This is a genomic window from Thermosynechococcus sp. Uc (genome assembly GCF_029335995.1).
Classification (GTDB): domain Bacteria; phylum Cyanobacteriota; class Cyanobacteriia; order Thermosynechococcales; family Thermosynechococcaceae; genus Thermosynechococcus.
Window position 1 is genome coordinate 1 of record NZ_JARJMS020000031.1, and the last position, 20,963, is coordinate 20,963.

Consider the following 20,963-nt stretch of genomic DNA (forward strand, 5'->3'; position numbering starts at 1 on the left):
TTTTAGGCTCTTAAGCTATCGTTTAACACTTCGTGATATACATGGTCTTGGTTGCGTATTTAATTTTAGAGCTAGTGGACATACCAGAATACTTTGGGAGAAAGCTATTAAATAAGCTGCGATATTTACAACGAGCACTCAGGCGGCGATATCCAAGAGTCTATTACAGCCTTGATTCGCAGCCAAAGCTACTTGTGGCCTAGAATATTAACACTTTTGGTTAACTATATGTTCCCAAAACGAAACGCACTCCTAGAACCAAGGCAACTGTGCTGCCTGCTCTAACTGTAGAATAGACTTCAGCATTCGGTGAGACTGAATACACTAAGGATTCTTGTATGACCGCCCTCGATCAGCTTCAGCCTGCCAACCCCCGCGAAGTGAATATCTTTGCCCCCTATATGCGTGCTGAGAAACGCCCTCTGCTGCCCTTGGGCATTGCCCTCTACCGTTTGGGGAAGTTGGAGGGACAACGGGGGATTGAAGGCGCTAACAATGTTGATTTTGTTGCCACATGGACGATTGCCAATTTGCCGGCGGATTTATCCCGCTGTACAGTAACCTTTGATAACTCTCCCGATTTACAGTACGAAATGTCGATCACTACATTTGAACTCGTGGACTATCTCATTGACGTGATCATTAACTATAAAAAGCATCGTATTGCCGATTTTTCTAAAGCGTTTTATCGTAAGCTGTTACGGCTGGAGTAACGCTCGCGTGTTTAGGGCTGGGGTTATGGGAGGAGTAACTCAACGGTGGCAAAGCATTTATTGATTGGTTCAATGGTGCCTTATAGCGGCAAGTCTGCAACAGTTTTAGGTTTGGCCAAGCTCTGTCGCGATCGCCACCTCCGCATTGCCTACGGCAAGCCCTTGGGCACATACCAACCCAATGCCGACAGCGAAGAAACCGAAGCTGATGTCGGTTTTATACAGGAAACCCTCAATCTCGAGAATGTGCGACCCACATTGCTCACTCTAACTCCAGAAGCCATTAAGGCAAGGCTCACAGGCACAGATCAGCAGGATTATCACCAAGCCCTAGCAGCCTATCACAATATGAACCGTGAAGACTTAGTGCTTCTCGAAGGGCCAGCCACATTAGCAGAGGGGAAGCTGTTTGATTTGGGGTTAGCCCAAATGGCAGCGGTGTTGGATGCACCGATTTTATTGGTGGTGCGCTATGAGTCCCCTTTGGTGGTGGAATCGCTACTTCTAGCCAAGTCGGAATTGAGCGATCGCCTGTTGGGGGTGATCATCAACGATATTCCCCAACCCGAGGCTCAACCCTTACCCGCCATTCGCCAATATCTTGAGGCACACCAAATTCCAGTTTTTGGTATGTTGCCCCGCAGTCAGTTGCTGCGCAGTGTCAGTGTCAAGGAATTGGTACGCCAGTTAAATGCCGAAGTCCTGTGCCGTCCCGATCGCTTGGATCTGCTGGTGGAAGAACTCACGATTGGGGCCATGAATGTCAGTGCCGCCCTAAAGTATTTCCGTAAAGCAAACAATATGGCGGTGATTACCGGGGGCGATCGCACTGATATTCAGTGGGCGGCTCTGGAGACCTCTACCCATTGCCTGATTCTCACGGGGCATTTGCCCCCTTCCCCGGCTATTCTTGCCCGTGCCGAAGAGTTGGAAATCCCAATCCTCTCGGTGGACTTAGACACCCTGACAGCGGTGGAAATTGTGGATCGTGCCTTTGGTCAAGTGCGTCTCCATGAAATCGCCAAAGTCAAGTGCGTCGAGCAAATGATGCAGGAGCACGTGGATGGCGATCGCCTGCTGGCTCAGTTGGGGATTTTGACAGTTGAGGCCTAGCGGTTGGCACTCAAGGCAAAAATCAGTACTTGGGTTGGCGTTTTGCCATCAAAGTTATTATCGCCAATGATATAAAGCGATCGCGCCCCATCGGCCAAAGGAGGACCAAAACTCATCCCTTCTAAGTTAGTCAAAGGAATTCCCAGTGTTTTGAAATCCAAAATTAACCGTTTCTGTACGGGACGAATGGTGCGCAGATCAACTGGTAACGTGGCCATACCAAGGGTATCTGTCGCCCCCGCCAGGGATACTTCAAAGAGTTTAATGCCATATCCTATCTCTGGACTGTAGGTGCGCTCCAAGCTAAGAAAATGACCCCCATTGTCAAGGGCAAGTAGTTCCACAAGACCATTGAACACTGCCTCTGCAGGATCTAAGGGATACAGGTGCTCCGCCAGTAAAACAGGGGCAACATCCCCCCGCAGGTAATGGAGCAGGCGGCAGTAAATGGGGATATTGGGGCGAACATCCTGGGCAAGGGCAGATTCCACGCCAACAAATAGGCGATCGCCCGCCGGGGAAAGCGTCAGGGCCTCAAAACCAAGATTATTGCGAATGCCCTGTTGACCATTGGGGAGATAGTACTGGGGAAGGGGTAGAGCTTCAATGGTTTGCCCATTCTCGCGCTCAAAGGCCTTAATCCAAGGGGGACTAGCTGTGGCTGCCACCCCTTCACTGCTGATCACAAGGTGCCCCTCAGGTGTCAGCACGATCCCCTCCGGGTCAGCGGTGTTGGCGGGATACACCTCACCACTGGTTTGTTGGAGAAGGGTCACGCCCTTGGGGGCAATGGTTTCGGGCGTGATCTCAAGGGTGTAAAACCGAGGCTGCTGGCGATCGTCACTAATGGCATAGAACTGCTGTTGACGTTGATCGTACGTCAAACCCGACAGCCCCCCCACCTCAGTATTGTGCCACTGGCTGCCGACGGGTAATTGGACTTCGCCACGAAATTCTACCCCTACATTCAAAAACAGACGCTCCTCAGCTCGCACTTGGGGCAGGGCACATCCCCACAGTAAACCCAGCAGAAGTATTCCCGTCAGGAAGCGTGGCCAGTGCATGGATGTATCTTAGCGCTTGCGATTGGTGCCTTGATTGCTCCCTGCACTTCCCCCTTGTTGATTCGAGCGTTGGGGAGAAGCAGGTTGATTGGCTGGATTAGGTCGTTGCGCATTGTTGCCACTGCTTTGTTGCACTGCAAACTGAATGGCCTCAGGGGTTTGTACCAGTTGAATTTGACCCGCGACAGGATCGTTGGTGCTCAACATGGTTGCCACCAGATTATCCAGCATAACGACGCGGATACCGGTATCTTTAACAAGTTCAGGACGCTGTTGGCGGGCTTGATCCACCTCCCGTTGGAGTTGTGTTTTATCAAAGTAAAAAGGAATAAACCGCTGAGTGCGAGTTTGGCCGTTTTCGCGCATCTGTGCTTCTACGGCGATGGGGTTGCCTGTTTTGCTATCCGCTAGGAAAAACAGGGGGGTGCCGCCCATGAAAGGTTGACCATCTTTGGTCAGAATTTTGCCATCCCGTTCTACCAGATCGCCACTTTGCTTGAGTAGATTCACGGCTGCTTCCAGCTGCGGTCTTGAGGGGACAATGTCCACACCAATGGCAGGATTTTTTTGACTTTCGAGGGCAATTTTCACGGCACCACTGAGGGCGGCTGCGGAGACCCGAGCGACGCGACCCACCTCTGGCTGCTGCGTTTTAATCCCGTTAAGTGCAGTTTGGGCATCCTGCTGATTAACAAAGAAGGTAAAGACCTGAATTTTCTTGTTGCGATCTTGAGGGTTGGGCATCTCAAAGGTCAGCGGTTCCCCTTTATCATTGGTGATCATAAAAATGGGCACATTGTTGAGAATCCGCAGCACTTGTTCTTCGGGCAAGGCGGTGGCAGTGTCATAACGACTGAGGGCGGGTGCTAGCCACAGGCTACTCACTAACCCTGCCAAAACACCCAAGTGTGCCAATCGTTTCATACAGTCTCCTAATGAATGCTCTATTTGAGTCGGTCAACTTTCCGAATTCAGTCCCTTAGTTGTGGAGAGGGGGCGATCGCAATTTATTACCTAACTCACACCAAAACCTATGCACCAAGTGCAGCTCTTTTCTTAAATATGGAATACATAAGGGGGATGCGCTCCTTTTCCATAGTGGCTTTCACGGTTTTAAGTGTGTGCCATCCTTGGAAAAAAGGCTGTAAACTGAGTATTTTTACACATAAAGTACTCCCTTTGCTTTCCCAGCCTAAGCCAATTTGACGCAATGTACAAGGGGCAAGTTTCCATACCCTTTCGGGAACTAGTGTTCAGTGTCCAGAGATTCCAAGCTGGTGGTGCTCTTGAACCAACCTTTACGCCAGAAAAAGAAAAACAAACTGCCTGCGACGGTGAGCATGACTGCCCAGCAGGCCGGATAGCCCCAATACCACGCCAGTTCTGGCATATTCCAAGGGGAGGCGTCGGGATCAAAATTCATACCATAGATACCAACAATAAACGTTAGTGGTATGAAAATCGTCGAGATAATTGTCAGAATCTTCATAATCTCGTTCATTTTGTTGCCGACAGAGGAAAGATACACATCCATCAAACTGGCTGCCAGTTCACGGTAGGTTTCTACCATATCTAGCACTTGAATCGCATGGTCATAGCAATCCCGCAGATAGATGCGCACTTCCTCTGAAAGAAGGGGGCTAGGATCTCGAATCATGGCATTGATGGCATCCCGTTGCGGCCAAATGGCACGGCGCAGCGCCAGTAATTCCCGACGGACTTGGTGGACTTCTTCGAGAATGGCGCGACTGGGACGGGTAACAACAGCATCCTCTAACTCTTCTATGCGCTCGCCATAGTCCTCCAGCACAGGATAAAAGCCATCAATAATGGCATCGAGGAGAGCATAGGCCAAATAATCGGGGCCGTAGCGACGAATAATGCCACGACTTGTCCGAATCCGCTGCCGCACCATGTCAAAACAGTCCCGCTCGGGTTCTTCTTGGACGGTCAGCAGAAAATGTTGCCCTAGGACGAAGCTCACTTGTTCCGTATAAAAGCCATGTTCATTTTCTTTGGGCGTGACCATGCGGGTAATCAGCACCATGTAATCGTCATGGTCTTCGACTTTGGGGCGCTGGGGAACGTTGACAATGTCTTCAAGAACAATCGGGTGTAGGTGAAAGACTTGACCCAGTCGCCGCATCACATCTTCATCGCCAATCCCTTGAACATCAATCCAACTGACGGAGGGAGTGCTGAGGTAGGCGCCACATTCTTCAGGAGTTTCTAAAATGCGACGGCTGGCCTGATCCGGCTGATAGTCAATGAGAATGATTGTTGGTGGTGGAGCATCAGCCTCGATACTGAGGGTACCAGGCATAGCGCCGGGTTCGTCAAAAAAGTAATCTTCGAGATAGTTATCTTCTTCCTCGGCAGGGGGGGCACTACGGAAAAAGTGAAAGGGTTTTCTGGCCATACAGGGGGAATAGACAGAGTACAGATTAGCTACTAGGAGCCTAGGACAAAATGAGCCGCAATGCTCCAAACCCCTCTGAAAAGTTAAGATTGTCAAGTGTAGTGGCATTCGCGGTGGGATTGGTGTGGTGAATCCTCAAGTCTCAACAACCTCAGTGCCCACTTGGGTCGCAATTGCCCAACTCTTGCGCTGGCACAAACCGGCGGGGCGCTTGATTCTCCTGATTCCTGCGCTGTGGTCATTGACATTGGCCAGTGCGGGTTTGCCGTCGTTGAAATTGCTGCTGATCATTACGGTGGGGGCGATCGCCACCAGTGCTGTAGGCTGCATTGTGAATGACTGCTGGGATCGGAATATTGACCCCTATGTGCAGCGGACGCAAAACCGTCCCCTTGCCAGCCGGCGACTCTCCCTAGGTGTGGCCTTGGGTCTAATGATAATTGCCCTACTGTGTGCTTGGGGATTGACCTTTTACCTCACTCCCTTGGGATATTGGCTAGCGGTGGCTGCTGTACCGGTGATTCTCCTCTATCCTTTGGCGAAGCGGGTCTTTCCTATTCCGCAGCTCGTGTTGGCAATAGCTTGGGGGTTTGCTGTGCTGATTCCTTGGGCAGCGGTACAGGGGCGCTTAACCTTGACTACCGCGTGGTTATGGGCGGCAGTGGTGATGTGGACACTGGCTTTTGATACGGTGTATGCCATGCCCGATCGCCCCGATGATCGCCGACTAGGGGTAAATTCTAGTGCCTTATTTTTCGGTGCCTATGCGCCCTTGGCGATCGCCCTATTTTATTTGCTGACGGTGGTGTTTCTAATCATTGTTGGCTTCAGTACGGGACTCACTTGGCGATTTTGGCTGGCTTTGGCGGTAACCACTTACTTTTGGCTGCGCCAATCTCTGCAAATCTATACCCACGAACGCCGTCATACCCAAACAACTACACTCCCCACTCAGACCTATGGTCGTTACTTCAATGAGAATGTCTGGTTGGGCTTTTTGCTCTGGGTGGGGATGTGGTGCCCTAAGCCTTAGTCAAGAGCTTGGGGGAAACCTGCCACGGCACAATTGCTAAAATATCCACTTGGGCACAGTATTTGAGATCGGCTTCATTGCCGAGGTGGAGAAGGCGCTGCCCGTGGCTAGAATGGTGAAAGAGGGTCAATAGATCATCTTGATAGTAGCGGTACAGAGCAGTGGCGGCAATTGTTTCGTCATTGCCAGCAAGGGTTTCGAGGGGGGCATCCTGCTGACCCCAGAGGTAATGGATGAGTGCCCCAGCACAGACGGTATCTTCGAGGGAATAATTGCCTTCCCAGCCCGAACCAACAATCCAGACGGTTGCCGGTTGGTGTTTTTGGACAAACTCAGCAACGGCAGCCCGATTCACTAGGGCGGCGGCGAGAACGAGGGGACTGGTTTGAATACGCTCCAGAGAACGGGTGCCATTTGTTGTACTCATAAATAGGCGACACCCTTTGACGCGCTCGGGTACACACTCAGCGGGGGAGTTGCCCATGTCAAAACCGGCAACTTTTTTCCCTCCCCGCTCACCAACGCGAATTCGTTTGGCTGCCGGCCACTGCTGACTGACTTGTTCTAATTCTGCCAGATCACTAAAGACTTGAACTGCTTCCGCACCCGCCGCAAGAGCCGTGGCGATCGTCGTGGTTGCTCGCAGAACATCAACAGCAATAGCGCAGTCGGGCTGCCAGTCGGCTGGTACGCGCTCTGGTGTGTGGTAAGTATAGATTTTCATACATGGAAGAAGAGCTTGGCTACGATGATCCTTGATACATAAAGTATGTCACCATTGGGATCACTGTAGCGGCGATTAACAGGGCAACGACGATAATTGTGGCAGAGCGATCGTCGGTTTCCTCTTTGCTTTTGTAGGTTTTCTCGACAATGGTTTCTCGCACCACCGGTGGCCCCGGATCGGGTTCGCCTTTGAGGACTTTAGTAAGGCGATTGACGGTGTCAAGCACCGATTGATTGTAGTTGCCGTCCCGCAGGGGCACCCGCATCGTTTCTTGGACAATACTTTCAGCCGTGTCAGGATTTAAGCGTTCAGCCACAGCCTCTCCATAATGAATTGCTGTGCCATTGGTAACAGTATCGAGGGCAATGATCACCTGATTGGCTTGAGATTCAGGATCGGGAAACCACTGGCTAAAGAGGTCATCCACAAAACTCTGGGGGGTTTCGCCATAGTCAAGGCGGTGCAGTGTAACAATATGAACATTGATGCCCGTTGCCTCGGAGAGGTCTTGGAGCGATCGCCCGACACTGCCTTCGGTGACTGCACTGAGAACATTGCCTTCATCAATGACACTGGCCGCTGCTCCTGAAAAGGGAATCTCGGTCGCGCTGGTTGCCCAAACGGGGGTGACCCACAACATACTGGCGAGTAGTGCCAGCAAAAGATAGCGAATGCTGTTTTTCCAAGCCACTTGCCGATGCATCTGTGCTTAGTCCTGTATGTTTCTCTGCAATTTTCTCAGATGTTGATCGCAAAAATAAATTTTCTTTTCATAAATCTTAATTTTCCACTGCTGACCATGAATAGATGAGATGAGGCTGCCACTCACTGGGGGACTGTTGGGTGTAGGCTTGGCGATCAAGATCCATAGGTAGGTTGAGCATCGGATCACTCCCTGTGGCCACGAGAAATTCAAATCCCTTCAGCATTGGCCATTGGCAAAATTGCCGCAGCAGGGTTTGCACTGCAAGGACATAGGGGTGTTCCGGCTGCTGATACCACTGGCGATCGGCCACATGGGGTTGGTCAAAGCCAAAATGAACGATGAGGTCAGGATGCCCAAAGATTGCCTGAGCAACGGGTCGAGCTTCTTCACGTGCTAACAAATGGACACCTGCAGCCAAATGACGCAGTTTTTCCAACCGTTCATAGCGATCGCCCGGATTGAGTTGCGACTCTTGCCAGCGAAAGGCCACGGTAATTAGGTAAGTTTGCAGCAGCAGATGCCCTAGTTTTTCCGCCTTGGTGGTCAAGTAGGGGGTATTGTAGGGCGTCGCTTCAATCAACAACGGCACCCGATCCACCACTTCGAGGCCATAGCCCTTGAGGCCAGCAATTTTGCGGGGGTTATTGGTAATCAGGCGAATCTGCTTCACCCCCAAGTCATTGAGGATCTGTGCGCCGACGCCATAGTTGCGCAAGTCCGCTGGAAAGCCGAGGTGCTCATTGGCCTCCACGGTGTCCATCCCCAAATCTTGCAGCGAGTAGGCACGCAGTTTGTTCACTAGCCCAATGCCTCGACCCTCTTGGCGGAGGTAAACCACCACACCGCGTCCTGCCGCGTTAATCATTTTCAGAGCTGCTTGTAGTTGCATCCGACAGTCGCAGCGCAGTGAGCCAAGGGCATCACCTGTCAAGCATTCGGAGTGCACCCGCACCAGCACGGGTTGCTCGCTAAATGTGGCGGGATCCCCTTTGACAATGGCGACGTGCTCCGATTGATCGAGGGAATTGCGATAGCCATAGATTTGGAATTCACCGAACTCCGTCGGCAGCTTGGCCACAGCCTCGCGACGGACAAAACGCTCATGCTGGAGACGATAGCTAATCAAATCAGCAATGCTAATGATTTTGAGCCGGTGGGTACGGGCATATTCCAAGAGTTGGGGCAGCCGTGACATGGTGCCGTCGGGGTTTTGAATTTCACAAATGACACCCGCTGGGTAGAGTCCCGCCAACCGCGTGAGATCGACGGCTGCCTCTGTGTGGCCAGCACGCTTGAGAACGCCGCCGGGGCGCGATCGCAGGGGAAAGACATGACCGGGGCGACGCAAATCTTGAGGCTGGGTGCTGGGGTCAATGAGCGCCTGAATGGTGCGGGCACGGTCTTCGGCGGAAATGCCGGTGGTAACCCCCCAACGGGAACCGGCATCAACACTCACCGTAAAGGCAGTTTGATTGCTATCGGTATTTGTTGTCACCATTAAGGGCAGATCTAATTCATCGAGGCGATCGCCCTCCATGGCAAGGCAAATCAGTCCCCGTGCATGAACCGCCATAAAGTTAATCATTGCGGGGGTCACCCGCTCAGCGGCACCAATGAGATCCCCTTCATTTTCGCGATTCTCATCATCCACCACCACAATGACTTCGCCCCGCCGCAGGGCATCCAACGCAGATTCAATCGAGTCAAACACAGACACGTCCGCCAAGGCAGTTACTTCCAGAATTTGCCACATCCTCCTGACGCTCACCCTATCGGGTACAGCGCGGGGCTTATCACTTCCCCAACTTCTCAAAAGTTAAGGGGTCTTATTACTAAGTTACAGCCTTTTTCACGAGGATTGGGTGCTTGCAACACTGGTAGGCAGAATTGAGCCAATTTTTCAAGACAATATTGAATAGGTCGTGTTCTCGCAGGAAACTCCACGTACGGCTCTGTGCCTTGTAAAAATGCTGAAAATCTCGTCATCATAGTGAAAGGTTTAGGCACTCAATCCACTGTATGTCTCATCTATTACTCATACTGGTTATTGCTGTTAGCGCGTTAGTCCTTGTGGGGGTAGCGCTTTACCTATTGTTCCCCCGCAAGTACGAGTCTGCCCACTCTGTCGCCAAGTCCTATGACGACTGGACTAATGACGGCATTCTTGAGTTTTACTGGGGTGAGCATATTCACCTTGGCCACTATGGTTCGCCCCCCCGTCCCAAAGACTTTCGCCAAGCGAAGGTAGATTTTGTCCATGAGATGGTGCGCTGGGCCGGCCTCGATCGCCTGCCGGCCGGCACAACCATTTTGGATGTAGGCTGTGGTATTGGCGGTAGCAGCCGCCTGCTGGCGCGTGACTATGGCTTTCATGTAACCGGGATTACAATTAGCCCCGCACAGGTGCGGCGGGCGCGGGAACTCACCCCGCCAAATCTCAATGTGCAGTTTCAGGTAGATGATGCTTTAGCTTTGTCATTTCCGGAGGCTAGTTTTGATGTAGTTTGGTCAATTGAAGCAGGCCCGCACATGCCTGATAAGCAGCAATTTGCCAAAGAGTTACTCCGTGTCCTAAAGCCAGGGGGGCTTCTTGTGGTTGCTGATTGGAACCAGCGGGACGATCGCCAGCGCCCCTTAAGTTTCTGGGAGCAACTCATCATGCACCAACTCCTAGATCAATGGACGCACCCTGCCTTTGCCAGTATTGAAGGCTTTACCGAAGCCCTAAAAGCAACCGGTTTAGTGGCAGGAGAGGTAATCACCGCCGACTGGACCCAAGAAACGCTCCCCTCCTGGTTAGATTCGATTTGGCAGGGAATTGTGCGACCCGAAGGGCTGATTCGCTTTGGCCTACCGGGACTAGTGAAATCCTTGCGAGAAGTGCCCACTTTTCTGCTGATGCGGATTGCCTTTGGCATGGGACTGTGCCGCTTTGGCCTATTTCGCGCTGTACGAGCGGAAATTCCCGCTGTCTCCCTGGACCCAGCTTCTCAGGTTAACTGCTCATAGATAATGGGATACATCATGCCCCAGATGGCCGGCTGTACCTCCTTGAGGGCGTGATCGCTGTCTAATTCCACCCGACTGACCCAAGGGCGGCCTTCACAGTAGCGACGGCTAGCTTCAATGGGAATGACTTTATCCTGAAGGCCATGGAAAATCAGGGTGGGCACAGGCCGCTGCAGCTGGCGATCGTCATAGGTCAGTAAATCCTTAGCAAAGTCGTAGCTCAAAGGCAGCAGCCGCTCTTCAGTGTAGTGATAGACCTCTAAAATTCCGGTTTCTTGCCAGCGGCGGTATTGATCGCCTAAGCGCGGCAGCCAATGGATAGCAAACTCAAAAGCAGGGGCAAGGAGAAAGAGTTGCACCACTTGGGGATGTTTTTCTGCTAGCCAGGCGGCAGTTAATCCGCCAAAACTCGAGCCAATTAGGGTCACGGGTTCCCCTGGGGAAAGCAGCGCCGCTACCTGGGCAATTTGGCGACTCAGCGTTAAGTGAAAAAAGTCTCCTTGATTCAGATCAGGAATGAGGAGAGACTGACCGAGTTCCTCAAAGCGATCGCGAAAATACTGAGCTTTACCCGAGCGCGGCGATGAGGCAAATCCATGGAGGTAGAGATATTGCATTGATCGGTCATCCCTTGTGAGGAGCAAACATATTTTTGTTGTACTTTGTCAATAATCTTAACAAATCTGCCCTTTAGCTAGAGGTTTTTCAAGGGTGATCATTGGCAATAATTCAGAATCAGGATCAAATAGCCCGATAACGAGGAGTCAGCATGAACGAACTGTTACAGTTTCTCACAACTCGCCGCAACGTAGCAGTTTCAGTGCTACGATGCCGTTGAATCTGGCTACAGCCCTTTTCGCAAGGATGGCAAACGCTGCAAACTGCGAAGGCCTTTATGGGAGAGAATTACATCTTCTTTATGTATCCCCTATCCAAGAAAAGGGTTGTATCTAGCCAGTCTTAAGGATAAAAACGTGAGAGATTGAGGATCGAACGCATGACAACACTCACTGGGCAACCCCCGCTCTATGGTGGCAGCACCGGCGGCCTCCTCAGCAAAGCGGATACCGAAGAGAAATACGCCATCACTTGGACAAGCCCCAAAGAGCAAGTTTTTGAAATGCCGACGGCTGGGGCTGCTGTGATGCGTGAAGGCGAAAATCTCGTTTACCTTGCCCGTAAGGAGCAGTGCCTTGCCCTCGCTGCCCAACAACTGCGTCCCCGCAAAATTAACGACTACAAAATCTATCGCATTTTCCCCGATGGTGAAACGGTGTTGATCCATCCCAAGGATGGGGTTTTCCCCGAGAAAGTAAACCAAGGGCGCGAAGCCGTCAACAGTGTGCCGCGCTCCATTGGCCAAAATCCCAACCCCTCTCAACTGAAATTTACTGGCAAAAAGCCCTACGATCCATAGGTTGGTTCTAAACAGCTACTTTGTAACCCCCTGTGGATTAACCATAGGGGGATTTTTTTAGCTCTGATTGAGTGGGTCTGCCAGACTACCGTATTTAACCTATGTGCCCGATGATAGGGAATACAGAATTAGGTGACACCCATGAGTCGTACTCCATTGATTGAACGCCTTGCGGCTGAAATTGCTCGTGATATTTATATGGATGTTGCTAAATGGCATCTATACCTTGGCGATGCAAAACTAGCAACCCCCCTTGCTGAGGCATTTTTGCCCCTCTTGGAACAGGGGGAAATCAATTCGGCGCAGGTCACTAGCATCTTGCAGGAGGTTTCAGTTCCCCTTGGTGGGGGTCAGCAGTTCCTTTCCCTTGATCGCCTGATTCCCAAGGCCAACCAAGCGTTGCTGGTAGAACTGCTCAACCGTTTCCGCCAAGAGGAGCTTGAGTTCTAGTGCACTGTGCCCCATTCCTGTTGGGCATTGACCGGCGGCAAAAGATAAATGCGCAGAAGATGGCCCGCGATCGCCAGTTGATGGGGCAGCTTCCGCAAGGCCTTCAGCCACTTCGGTTGATGACTGGCTTCGATGGCTTGGAGTTTTTCGTTGATCTCAACACAGCGTTGCAGACGCGGATAAAACTCAGGGTGATCAACATTGAGAACCACAGAGAATGTGCGCGCTGCTGTTTCATTGGTTTTGGCAATCACCTCGCGATCAAAGTCGGTGGCATTGAGGCCAAGGGCTTCATAAAACTTGGCGCGTTCGTGAACTGTCAGCGTATGGGTGGCAAATACGCTCAGCAGGAAGAAACGCATCCAGAGTTTTGCTCCCCAGCCTTGAATTAGCTGGGGTTGGGAGTGGATCAGCGCTTTGAAAATATCGCCGTGGCGGTTCTCATCTTGGCACCAACTTTCAAAGTAATTAAACAGAGGATAGAAGGAATGTTCGGGGTGCTTTTCAAGGTGACGATAGATAATGATGTAACGCCAATAGCCAATTTTCTCCGATAGATAGACGGTGTAGAGCACCCAGGGCAGCGGGAAAAAGGTGTACCTGCGCGTTTTGGAGAGATAGCCCAAGTCCATGGCATGGCCAAAATCCATCATTGCCTTATTGAGAAATCCAGCATGCCGTGCCTCATCCCGTGCCATTAGGTGAAAGATTTCCGCCAATAGGGGGTTGCGATTCTTGAGCTTGCGCGAAAGTTCCTTAAAAAGCAAAAACCCGGAAAATTCAGAGACACAGGAGCGCTCAAGATAATCAATAAACGCTTTGCGGCTCTCGGCATCCAGTGTGTCCCAAGTGCCTTTGAAGGAGTCATCGCGGACAAAGTGATGGCGGTTATAGTCGGCTCGCATCTCCGCCAACATTGCTTCTAGTTGTTCCTGCTGGCGACTGAGATCAAGTTTTGCAGCATGTTCAAAATCTGTTGTGTAAAAACGGGGGGTTAAAAGGTTTTCACGAATGGTTTTAACAGTCTGGCCTGAATCAGGGTTGGGGGCGATCGCCACCATAAGCCTTTCACTCCTATAGAACTAAGCCTATGTAAGTCATACCGTTTTACTATACTATATCCCTTAGAATGGTCAAGAATTGTCTTGACGATTTTGCAAAAGTAAGCATCTTTGTAATGTTTTTTGAAGTTTCACTTGACAGCGATATGGTCAAAAAGTAATACTCACCTGTAGTTTGCCGTTCTGCCATTATTCAGCCCACGGCCATTCTGCGTTGGCAGGATGAATTTTGCCTCAAAAAAATGTTAAAAACAAATTTCAGGAGTCACAGGTATGACGGTGCTCTCCCTTGCACTGCGTGAAGGAACTGCCGAGGCTCACACCTTGGCAGAGCACACTGCTTTTATGAAATGTTTTGTCCGCGGATTCATTACCTCCAGCCTCTTTCGCCAATTTCTGGCCAATCTTTATTTCGTTTACACTGCCCTTGAAGCGGCCTTAGCCACTGCCGAGGGCGCTTCCCTGCGGGCAATGTACTTCCCCGAACTCAACCGCAGTGGCCAACTGGCTGAAGACTTGGCCTTCTACTATGGTGACAATTGGCAGGATCAGATTACACCTCTTACGGCCACCCGTGTTTACCTCAGTCGCATTCATGATGTGGCTAAAAGTGATCCCCTGCTGCTGATTGCCCACTCCTACACTCGCTATATGGGCGATCTCTCAGGAGGGCAAGCCCTGAGTAAAATTGTTCGCTCTCACTTGACACTTCCTGAGGGCAAAGGCACGGCCTTTTACGAGTTTCCAGCGCTGCCAACCCCAGAGGACAAGAAAGCCTTTAAGCAGCGGTATCGGGAAACCTTAGATGGTCTTGGCCTCGATGGGGAGGCGATCGCTCGCATTGTCAAGGAAGCCAACTTTGCTTTTGCCCTCAACTGCAATCTCATGCACGCCCTTGAGCCTGAGTTAAAAGCCACCGTTGGCGATCAGGTGTGGCAGTCGGTCGTCATTGAAAACCAGCCCAGTCGGCGAGAGCACCCCCGTCCTGAAGCTGTTGCCGTCTAAGACCCCTATTATCTTGTTAGGAGCTTGCAAAAAACCATGAGTGTGGTTCAGCCAATTCAATTTGATGGGGCACTGCTGCAAAAATACGATCGCCCCTTGCCTCGCTATACCAGTTACCCTACGGCTGCCGAATTTACTGCCGACTTTAATCGCCATTGTTTCCAACGGGAACTGCTGCGAAGCAATGAGGAGCGTCTGCCCCTCTCGCTGTACATACATATTCCCTTTTGCCAAAGCGCCTGCTATTTTTGCGGCTGCAACGTGATTATCACCCAAAGTCAAACCATTGCCAAAACCTACTTGGACGCTTTGGCTGAGGAAATTGCCCTAGTGGCTGCACGGCTGGATCGCACTCGTCCAGTAATTCAAATGCACTGGGGGGGGGGTACCCCTAACTACCTCACCATTGACCAAGTGGAATCCCTGTGGCGCACCCTCACCCATCACTTTGAATTTGCCAAGGATGCGGAAATTTCCATTGAGGTGAATCCCCGCTATGTCAACCGTGAGTACCTCTTTCGTTTGCGGGAGCTGGGTTTCAATCGCATCAGCTTTGGCCTGCAGGACTTTGACCCTCAGGTGCAGCTGGCGGTAAATCGCATCCAGCCTGAAGCGTGGCTGTTCCAAGTAATGGAGTGGATCCGCGCTGCTGGCTTTGCAAGTGTCAACATTGACCTCATTTATGGCTTGCCCTACCAAACCGTTCAATCCTTTGAAACAACGATTGCCAAAACGCTCCGCCTTGATCCAGATCGCATTGCTGTCTTTAACTTTGCCTATCTGCCCAATCTCAAACCGATTCAAAAGCGTATTGATCCAACAACTCTACCCAATGGCTCGACCAAGTTGGCCATCTTGCAGCGGGTGATTGAAATGCTGACTAGCCAAGGCTATCAGTATATCGGCATGGATCACTTTGCTAAGCCCACGGATGAGTTGGCGATCGCCCAAGAGGCGGGGACGCTCAAGCGCAACTTTCAGGGCTATACAACGCTGCCTGCGGCCGACCTCATTGGCTTTGGTCTGACCTCGATTAGCATGTTGCAGGAGGCCTATGCTCAAAATCAAAAACACTTGGCCACCTACTTCAGTGAAATTGCAGCAGGTCAACTGGCCACAGAGCGCGGTATTCAACTGCGGGGTGAGGATTTGCTGCGCCGCACCATCATCATGGAATTGATGTGCCAGTTTAGCCTCGACAAGGGGGCGATCGCTCGCCAGTTTAATCTCGATTTTGATACCCACTTTGCCCCAGAGTTAGCTGCACTTGAAGAATTGGCTGCCGATGGGCTCCTCAAATTGGGGCGCGATCGCCTAGAGGTCACCCCCGTGGGACGACTCCTCATCCGCAATATCGCTGCCGCCTTTGATGCCTACCTGCAACAAAAATCTGGTAGGACATTTTCTAAAGCCATTTAGCAAAACCCGCAAGAATCCTCCGCTTTAGAAGCGCGAGACGACTTGCGACAGCAACCTATGATAAAGGGCTTATGATAAATCCAGTTGACCCGAATGCTCAAAATGTCAGGCTCTACCCCAATCAGCCGCAGACGAAAAACCAAGTCATCGGAGTGGAAAACTTCAATGTCAAAGGTATGGTCAAGAGTCACAACCTAGCTAAGGCCATCCGCCAAGTGGGTGCGGGAATGTTTTTGACGATGCTGAAATACAAAGCTGAGCAGACAGGGAAAATCCATCAATGCTCCTATCAACTGGGCAATCTGTTGGGTAGGAAGCTGCTATTGTCATCTTTGATTCAATAGCGGTAGTTCACAGGATTTTCTTGTGGTTCAAGCTCTTGCAATCTAAACTGATAAACGGTGTTGAGGAGTACCTATGTCATCATCCTTGGAATTGCAACCCCAAGCCACCCGCTTGAATTGGGGGTTTGTCCTCTTTTTGGGAATTATCCATCTTTTAGCGGGAGTTGCCCTTTTCTTTTTCTCTTGGTCTGCGCTGGCAGTAACCCTCTTTCTCCACTGGCTCTTTGGCAGTATTGGCATCTGCTTGGGATACCATCGCCTCTTGAGCCACCGCAGTTTCCAAGTCCCCCAGTGGTTAGAGTATGGCATTACCCTTGTGGGTGCCCTAGCAATGCAGGGGGGGCCGATTTTTTGGGTGGCTGGCCACCGCTTGCATCATGCCCATACGGAAGATGAGGTGAAAGACCCCTACTCAGCGCGGCGGGGCTTTTGGTGGAGTCATATGCTTTGGATGGTCTATCCCCAGCCTCAATTCTTTAATCCTGAGGAGTATGCCCGCTTTGCTCCAGACTTGATGCGGCATGCGTTCTACCGCTGGCTTGATCGCTACTTTTTGCTACTGCAAGTGCCCCTTGCATTGCTCCTCTACGGCTTGGGCGGTTGGTCATGGTTGCTGTGGGGGATGTTTGTACGGGCTGTTTTCCTCTGGCATAGTACTTGGTTTATTAACTCCGTAACCCACAAGTGGGGCTACCGCCGTTTCGAGACATCAGACAACTCCCGCAACCTCTGGTGGGCTGCGCTGCTTACCTACGGCGAAGGTTGGCACAACAACCACCATGCCTATCCCCACGTTGCTAAGGCTGGCTGGTATTGGTGGGAAGTAGATCCCACATGGTGGGTAATTCGCATCCTCCAGGGACTGGGTCTGGCTTCTAAGGTACAGTTGCCCCCGCCCACAGCGTTGTCCTAATTGCCTCGGCTGCGTTGGGCGATCGCCAAATGGCTTAGCCGATGGAGACCAACGCCCTCGGTGGTCATTAACTCTGTCCAGAGACTGTTAACTTTGGTGTTATTAGGCTGCTTCTGCCGCAGTTTCACCAAAGCATCGAGGGCATCATACCAAAGGCCATTGCTAGCCAACAATTCATACTGTTGCAGGGGGCTGGCTTGGCGGAGTTGTTGTTCCAGTGCCTTCGGTAGAGCGATCCGTTGCACCCAGCCTTCCACAAAGCGAATCTGTGAGGGATCTGGGTCACTAGGGTTACAAATCAGGCTAACCGTCCAGCGATAATCTACACCCTCCTGTAGGGGCGGCACGTCACCGGCTAACATAATACTGTCTAGGCGCGGGCGATTGGTCATGGGAAACTGTTGCTTGTAAATTGGCACCTGTGTTCCGTCGGCAAGCGTCTGAAAGAGCGTAAATTCCAGGGCTTTGTAATTATTGGCGGGTAAATACCAATAAAACGTCGGGCGAATTGCTGCCGTCAAACCAATGTTACTTGCAGGTACCAATGTGGTTAAATCAGGTTCATTCGCTGCGGTTTGCACTTTACAGATGCCACGTGTGGCCGCCCCCTCACGATTTCCTGGACGGGATAGGTTTTTGGGGGGAATAAATCCAGCCCAACCAAGACCTGCATTGAGGATGAGTACGGTCAAGCTCCAAGGAATGAAATATTTTAGTGACGTGAAAATAGAGCGTTTCATAGGTCAAGTTCCTCAGTGAAAAGCGGTAGTGGGGAGTGTTAGGGTATTTTAGTCTTCAGTTTTTGGTCATTTCACTTTTACCATAGGAGTTAGTTGTGGGCTGTGGGGTGATAACTCCAACGTAATTGTGATGATTTCCATCACCTAGCTGTATTGCGTTGGCTCACAACTGAGGTAACTTTCAAGACGAGAACAGTGCGCTCGCAGTTCCAAAGTAGTGCTGGTAGGCTTTGAGCAACGGCTTTAAGGCATGTTTTTAGAAAAGGGTGTATCTATACTGGAAAGTACTGATCGCATTCTTGCACTGAGCGCCGTTTTCGCGATTTTATTTAACTTTTTTTGATTGAGTTGTACTACATAACTCTTCACCGTGAATAACTCCTCACTTAAGTGGCTGGTATTACTGCCCCTCAGTGTCATGGTGGTGGTGAGTCTTTTTGAGGGTGGCTCAAGGGGACTATGGGCAGCGGAGAGAATTATTTTTCGCTATGGCCTCTTGGAGCGATCGCTCTCCGTTGCCGATTTAGAACAATTTGCCGCCACTGGCCAAGCTTCCCTAGAACTCGCTAGCTACCTACGATTATTGCCACCTGCCCACCAGCGGCAGTTGCGATTGGCATTGCAAGAGCGACTGCGACTCTCCCCTGTAGCTGTTGCCCAACTCCTGTACTCTCCCCTCGGTCAAGAATTAATGGTGCAGGCGAGTCGGCTTCTTGAGACCCAAAGTCGCCAGGAAAATGCCCTTGCCCTGCGAGGAGCCCTGATTCTTGCGGCGGCCGATCCCAACGGTCTTACACCTTTGAGTGTGATCCGCCATTATCCCTCTCAAAGTCTCCGCTTTGACCTCAAGGAAGGACTTGCAATTCTCAAAAACTTCCAGCATACGATCCGCACAACAGAAATGATTCTCGATGTTGTCCGTCAACAGGCGGTTGAACATCCAACACAATCGATCCCTACCAATGTGCAATCACTGCTCCAGCTAGGATCTTGGCAGTGGCTAGAGATGCCTTGGGCAGCAGTGGATGAATCACCTTGGCGATTGCAGTTGACGGGACATTCTCGCCCCATTGAAGCGGATTTTTATCTACCGATCGTTCCTGCAGGACAGCGGGTTCCAGTGGTCATTGTTTCCCATGGACTGGGGGCAAGTCGCTACAGCTATCGCTATTTGTGTCAACATTTGGCCTCCCACGGCTTTGCGGTTATTGCCCTTGAGCACGTTGGGAGTTCAACTCGGCAGCTCCTGTCGTTCCCCATGGGCTATGTCAGTTCAAGGACAGCAGCTCAAGAATTTCTGGATCGCCCCCTTGATGTCACGTTTGTTCTTAATCGTTTAGGGGTATTTCCTGAGCAACTCTACCCTTGGCAAGGGCGGTTGAACTTGGAGCGGGTAGCCATGATTGGTCAGTCCTTTGGGGGCTATACGGCTCTAACCCTCGCAGGGGCTCCCTTGGATTTTCAACAACTGCGGCGACATTGCACCAGAAGTGTCCTAGAGTCGTTTAATGTGTCCCTGCTGCTTCAATGCCAAGCGCAAGCATTACCGCCAAAGGTCTATTCTCTAAAAGATTCCCGTGTGCAAGCGGTAATTGCTGTTAATCCGATTACCAGTGCTGTCTTTAGTCCTGAGTCCTTGAGTCAGTTAAAAATTCCCATTATGTTTGTGGCTGCGAGTGATGATGCGATCGCGCCTGCTGTCGAGGAACAAATTTATCCCTTTACGTGGCTGACGACGCCTGATCGCTATCTCGTCTTGATGGACGATGCAACCCATTTCTCGACGATTGGTGAAGCCGGTCAAAATGAACCAGTCCTGCCAATCCCCCAGTCCCTAGTGGGTGCCACCCCGCCGCGATCTCGCGCCTATCTGCAGGGATTAAGCTTAGCCTTTTTACGCTTGCATCTCCTAGGGGAGGAGCAGGCACGGCAATGGCTGACACCAGCAGCAGCAATGGCTTTGAGTTCGCCCACCCATGGTCTGAGTCTGACCCAAACCCTCTCGCCAGAACTATTGCAAAGAGTGCCGCAGGCGGTGAAGTATCGCTAAGCTAATTATCAGTTTACAAAGATTGCCGGGAAAACCCCCTCCCCTTGTGGGTGCGGTTGTTGACCTAGTGCGCGGCAAGCCCCGCCGTACCGCTGCGCGGGAGCAAGCTAACAGGGCGGGGAAGGATAGCGCAGACAGCGCAGCCGTCCCTGGGTTTTGAAATCCGCCTTGCGGGTTTTCAGGGTGGTGTCTGCTGCTCAATGGACTGGCGCACAATGGCAATCGGTGCGCCGCCACAACTTGAAGCAAAGTAGGACGGCGACCACAACACGCCTTTCCAGTCATGCTTCTAGATAGCGAGCTGCTCTTGGCTAGTGCTGACGACTCTTCGGCGGATATTCCACGAGCAGATGCACGTGATCGTCCTCGCCGTCCATCTCTGCCAGTTGCGCTTTGAAGTCGGTGTAGACCTTGGCGAAGATCGCGCGCAGCCAGTCAACACCCCGCGGCAATACTTCTTGACATCCTCGCCGCCCTTCAGGCCGGGGATTCCCAACCTCGCAGATGAAAAAATGATTGAGAAAAACTTGCTGTTTTGCAAAATTCACAGACCCGGTGACAGCCGCAGCACTTTCGGTCTATTCAGACAATGGCTTATCCTGAGCAACATAAATTTTGGCTAGGAGCGCATCCACGTCTTCAATGCTAAGGGCCGGCGAAAAATAGTAACCCTGAGCATAGTCACATTGGAGTTCCCGCAGTCGCATGACTTGATAGGAATGCTCAACCCCTTCGGCAATGACTTCCAGTTTTAGCCCCTTGGCAAGGCCAACAATGGCA

At 51.3% G+C, this 20,963-nt stretch carries 20 protein-coding genes and 2 pseudogenes; 11 read left to right on the plus strand and 11 right to left on the minus strand.

Annotation, left to right across the window (positions count from 1 at the left end):
- Positions 1 to 338: 338 nt before the first annotated feature.
- Positions 339 to 713 carry a type IV pilus biogenesis protein EbsA gene (gene ebsA / locus P3X23_RS03495; protein ID WP_300873198.1) on the plus strand — a complete coding sequence of 125 codons (375 nt, stop codon included), beginning with the start codon at positions 339 to 341 and terminating at the stop codon, positions 711 to 713.
- 45 nt (positions 714 to 758) lie between these two features.
- A complete protein-coding gene (locus P3X23_RS03500; RefSeq protein WP_300873199.1) occupies positions 759 to 1,826 on the plus strand; it encodes a phosphotransacetylase family protein in 1,068 nt (355 codons plus the stop codon).
- On the opposite strand, the gene P3X23_RS03505 is transcribed toward P3X23_RS03500, so the two are convergent.
- From P3X23_RS03505 to corA, 3 genes are all read right to left on the minus strand, one after another.
- A complete protein-coding gene (locus P3X23_RS03505; RefSeq protein ID WP_300873201.1) occupies positions 1,823 to 2,890 on the minus strand; it encodes an esterase-like activity of phytase family protein in 1,068 nt (355 codons plus the stop codon). The genes P3X23_RS03500 and P3X23_RS03505 overlap by 4 nt on opposite strands.
- 9 nt (positions 2,891 to 2,899) lie before the next feature.
- On the minus strand, positions 2,900 to 3,814 hold the full coding sequence (locus tag P3X23_RS03510; protein ID WP_300873203.1) for a Tic22 family protein: 915 nt from the start codon (positions 3,812 to 3,814) through the stop codon (positions 2,900 to 2,902).
- A gap of 322 nt (positions 3,815 to 4,136) precedes the next feature.
- A complete protein-coding gene (corA, locus tag P3X23_RS03515; RefSeq protein WP_300873204.1) occupies positions 4,137 to 5,309 on the minus strand; it encodes a magnesium/cobalt transporter CorA in 1,173 nt (390 codons plus the stop codon).
- 127 nt (positions 5,310 to 5,436) lie between these two features.
- Between corA and P3X23_RS03520 the strand changes: the two genes are divergently transcribed.
- Positions 5,437 to 6,342, plus strand: coding sequence for a 4-hydroxybenzoate solanesyltransferase (locus P3X23_RS03520; protein WP_300873231.1), 906 nt, complete (start codon positions 5,437 to 5,439; stop codon positions 6,340 to 6,342).
- Here P3X23_RS03520 and P3X23_RS03525 read toward each other — a convergent pair.
- The 3 genes from P3X23_RS03525 to ribBA all read right to left on the minus strand — a co-directional run bounded on the left by P3X23_RS03525 (position 6,332) and on the right by ribBA (position 9,528).
- On the minus strand, positions 6,332 to 7,066 hold the full coding sequence (locus tag P3X23_RS03525; protein ID WP_300873206.1) for a 2-phosphosulfolactate phosphatase family protein: 735 nt from the start codon (positions 7,064 to 7,066) through the stop codon (positions 6,332 to 6,334). The two genes, P3X23_RS03520 and P3X23_RS03525, sit on opposite strands and share 11 nt — an antisense overlap.
- 19 nt (positions 7,067 to 7,085) lie before the next feature.
- Positions 7,086 to 7,772: a TPM domain-containing protein gene (locus tag P3X23_RS03530; RefSeq protein WP_300873207.1), complete on the minus strand. Its 687-nt coding sequence runs from the start codon at positions 7,770 to 7,772 to the stop codon at positions 7,086 to 7,088.
- Positions 7,773 to 7,848: 76 nt separating this feature from the next.
- Positions 7,849 to 9,528 carry a bifunctional 3,4-dihydroxy-2-butanone-4-phosphate synthase/GTP cyclohydrolase II gene (gene ribBA, locus P3X23_RS03535; protein ID WP_300873209.1) on the minus strand — a complete coding sequence of 560 codons (1,680 nt, stop codon included), beginning with the start codon at positions 9,526 to 9,528 and terminating at the stop codon, positions 7,849 to 7,851.
- 266 nt (positions 9,529 to 9,794) lie between these two features.
- Between ribBA and P3X23_RS03540 the strand changes: the two genes are divergently transcribed.
- A complete protein-coding gene (locus tag P3X23_RS03540; protein ID WP_300873210.1) occupies positions 9,795 to 10,784 on the plus strand; it encodes a methyltransferase domain-containing protein in 990 nt (329 codons plus the stop codon).
- On the opposite strand, the gene P3X23_RS03545 is transcribed toward P3X23_RS03540, so the two are convergent.
- Entirely contained in the window at positions 10,766 to 11,401 is a 636-nt protein-coding gene (locus P3X23_RS03545; RefSeq protein WP_300873212.1) for a YqiA/YcfP family alpha/beta fold hydrolase, read from the minus strand. The two genes, P3X23_RS03540 and P3X23_RS03545, sit on opposite strands and share 19 nt — an antisense overlap.
- Before the next feature lie 380 nt (positions 11,402 to 11,781).
- On the opposite strand from P3X23_RS03545, the gene P3X23_RS03550 reads away from it, so the two are divergent.
- Complete coding sequence (locus tag P3X23_RS03550; protein ID WP_298614669.1) at positions 11,782 to 12,201, plus strand: photosystem I reaction center subunit II PsaD; 420 nt, start codon at positions 11,782 to 11,784, stop codon at positions 12,199 to 12,201.
- A 141-nt stretch (positions 12,202 to 12,342) separates the two neighbouring features.
- Positions 12,343 to 12,651 carry a DUF3181 family protein gene (locus P3X23_RS03555; protein WP_300873214.1) on the plus strand — a complete coding sequence of 103 codons (309 nt, stop codon included), beginning with the start codon at positions 12,343 to 12,345 and terminating at the stop codon, positions 12,649 to 12,651.
- Here the strand turns inward: P3X23_RS03555 and acsF are convergent.
- A complete protein-coding gene (gene acsF / locus P3X23_RS03560) occupies positions 12,648 to 13,712 on the minus strand; it encodes a magnesium-protoporphyrin IX monomethyl ester (oxidative) cyclase (protein WP_300873216.1) in 1,065 nt (354 codons plus the stop codon). The two genes, P3X23_RS03555 and acsF, sit on opposite strands and share 4 nt — an antisense overlap.
- A gap of 273 nt (positions 13,713 to 13,985) precedes the next feature.
- On the opposite strand from acsF, the gene P3X23_RS03565 reads away from it, so the two are divergent.
- The 4 genes and pseudogenes from P3X23_RS03565 to P3X23_RS03580 all read left to right on the plus strand — a co-directional run bounded on the left by P3X23_RS03565 (position 13,986) and on the right by P3X23_RS03580 (position 17,393).
- The gene (locus P3X23_RS03565; protein WP_300873218.1) at positions 13,986 to 14,717 is read left to right on the plus strand and encodes a heme oxygenase (biliverdin-producing); all 732 of its coding nucleotides are present in this window, start codon (positions 13,986 to 13,988) and stop codon (positions 14,715 to 14,717) included.
- 36 nt (positions 14,718 to 14,753) lie between these two features.
- The gene (hemN, locus tag P3X23_RS03570; protein ID WP_300873220.1) at positions 14,754 to 16,136 is read left to right on the plus strand and encodes an oxygen-independent coproporphyrinogen III oxidase; all 1,383 of its coding nucleotides are present in this window, start codon (positions 14,754 to 14,756) and stop codon (positions 16,134 to 16,136) included.
- Between the two features lie 134 nt (positions 16,137 to 16,270).
- Positions 16,271 to 16,414, plus strand: a pseudogene (locus tag P3X23_RS11925) (RNA-guided endonuclease TnpB family protein); the annotation flags it as partial.
- 139 nt (positions 16,415 to 16,553) lie between these two features.
- A complete protein-coding gene (locus P3X23_RS03580) occupies positions 16,554 to 17,393 on the plus strand; it encodes a fatty acid desaturase (RefSeq protein WP_300873223.1) in 840 nt (279 codons plus the stop codon).
- Here P3X23_RS03580 and P3X23_RS03585 read toward each other — a convergent pair.
- Entirely contained in the window at positions 17,390 to 18,133 is a 744-nt protein-coding gene (locus P3X23_RS03585; RefSeq protein WP_300873225.1) for a DUF928 domain-containing protein, read from the minus strand. The two genes, P3X23_RS03580 and P3X23_RS03585, sit on opposite strands and share 4 nt — an antisense overlap.
- Positions 18,134 to 18,503: 370 nt before the next feature.
- Here P3X23_RS03585 and P3X23_RS03590 point away from each other — a divergent pair, with 370 nt between their 5' ends.
- Complete coding sequence (locus P3X23_RS03590; protein ID WP_300873227.1) at positions 18,504 to 20,183, plus strand: alpha/beta hydrolase; 1,680 nt, start codon at positions 18,504 to 18,506, stop codon at positions 20,181 to 20,183.
- Between the two features lie 178 nt (positions 20,184 to 20,361).
- Here the strand turns inward: P3X23_RS03590 and P3X23_RS03595 are convergent.
- Positions 20,362 to 20,623 (minus strand): annotated as a pseudogene (locus P3X23_RS03595) (transposase); the annotation flags it as partial.
- Between the two features lie 138 nt (positions 20,624 to 20,761).
- On the minus strand, positions 20,762 to 20,963 hold a 202-nt coding region (locus P3X23_RS03600), incomplete at its 5' end, for an EAL domain-containing protein (RefSeq protein WP_300873229.1).

Excerpts from the sequence above, each read along its gene's own strand:
- P3X23_RS03585 (WP_300873225.1), bottom strand. The coding sequence starts at position 18,133 with ATGAAACGCTCTATTTTCACGTCACTAAAATATTTCATTCCTTGGAGC.
- P3X23_RS03555 (WP_300873214.1), top strand. The coding sequence starts at position 12,343 with ATGAGTCGTACTCCATTGATTGAACGCCTTGCGGCTGAAATTGCTCGT.
- hemN (WP_300873220.1), top strand. The coding sequence starts at position 14,754 with ATGAGTGTGGTTCAGCCAATTCAATTTGATGGGGCACTGCTGCAAAAA.
- P3X23_RS03545 (WP_300873212.1), bottom strand. The coding sequence starts at position 11,401 with ATGCAATATCTCTACCTCCATGGATTTGCCTCATCGCCGCGCTCGGGT.
- P3X23_RS03510 (WP_300873203.1), bottom strand. The coding sequence starts at position 3,814 with ATGAAACGATTGGCACACTTGGGTGTTTTGGCAGGGTTAGTGAGTAGC.
- ribBA (WP_300873209.1), bottom strand. The coding sequence starts at position 9,528 with ATGTGGCAAATTCTGGAAGTAACTGCCTTGGCGGACGTGTCTGTGTTT.
- P3X23_RS03565 (WP_300873218.1), top strand. The coding sequence starts at position 13,986 with ATGACGGTGCTCTCCCTTGCACTGCGTGAAGGAACTGCCGAGGCTCAC.
- P3X23_RS03550 (WP_298614669.1), top strand. The coding sequence starts at position 11,782 with ATGACAACACTCACTGGGCAACCCCCGCTCTATGGTGGCAGCACCGGC.
- P3X23_RS03505 (WP_300873201.1), bottom strand. The coding sequence starts at position 2,890 with ATGCACTGGCCACGCTTCCTGACGGGAATACTTCTGCTGGGTTTACTG.
- corA (WP_300873204.1), bottom strand. The coding sequence starts at position 5,309 with ATGGCCAGAAAACCCTTTCACTTTTTCCGTAGTGCCCCCCCTGCCGAG.
- P3X23_RS03530 (WP_300873207.1), bottom strand. The coding sequence starts at position 7,772 with ATGCATCGGCAAGTGGCTTGGAAAAACAGCATTCGCTATCTTTTGCTG.
- P3X23_RS03540 (WP_300873210.1), top strand. The coding sequence starts at position 9,795 with ATGTCTCATCTATTACTCATACTGGTTATTGCTGTTAGCGCGTTAGTC.
- P3X23_RS03580 (WP_300873223.1), top strand. The coding sequence starts at position 16,554 with ATGTCATCATCCTTGGAATTGCAACCCCAAGCCACCCGCTTGAATTGG.
- acsF (WP_300873216.1), bottom strand. The coding sequence starts at position 13,712 with ATGGTGGCGATCGCCCCCAACCCTGATTCAGGCCAGACTGTTAAAACC.
- ebsA (WP_300873198.1), top strand. The coding sequence starts at position 339 with ATGACCGCCCTCGATCAGCTTCAGCCTGCCAACCCCCGCGAAGTGAAT.
- P3X23_RS03525 (WP_300873206.1), bottom strand. The coding sequence starts at position 7,066 with ATGAAAATCTATACTTACCACACACCAGAGCGCGTACCAGCCGACTGG.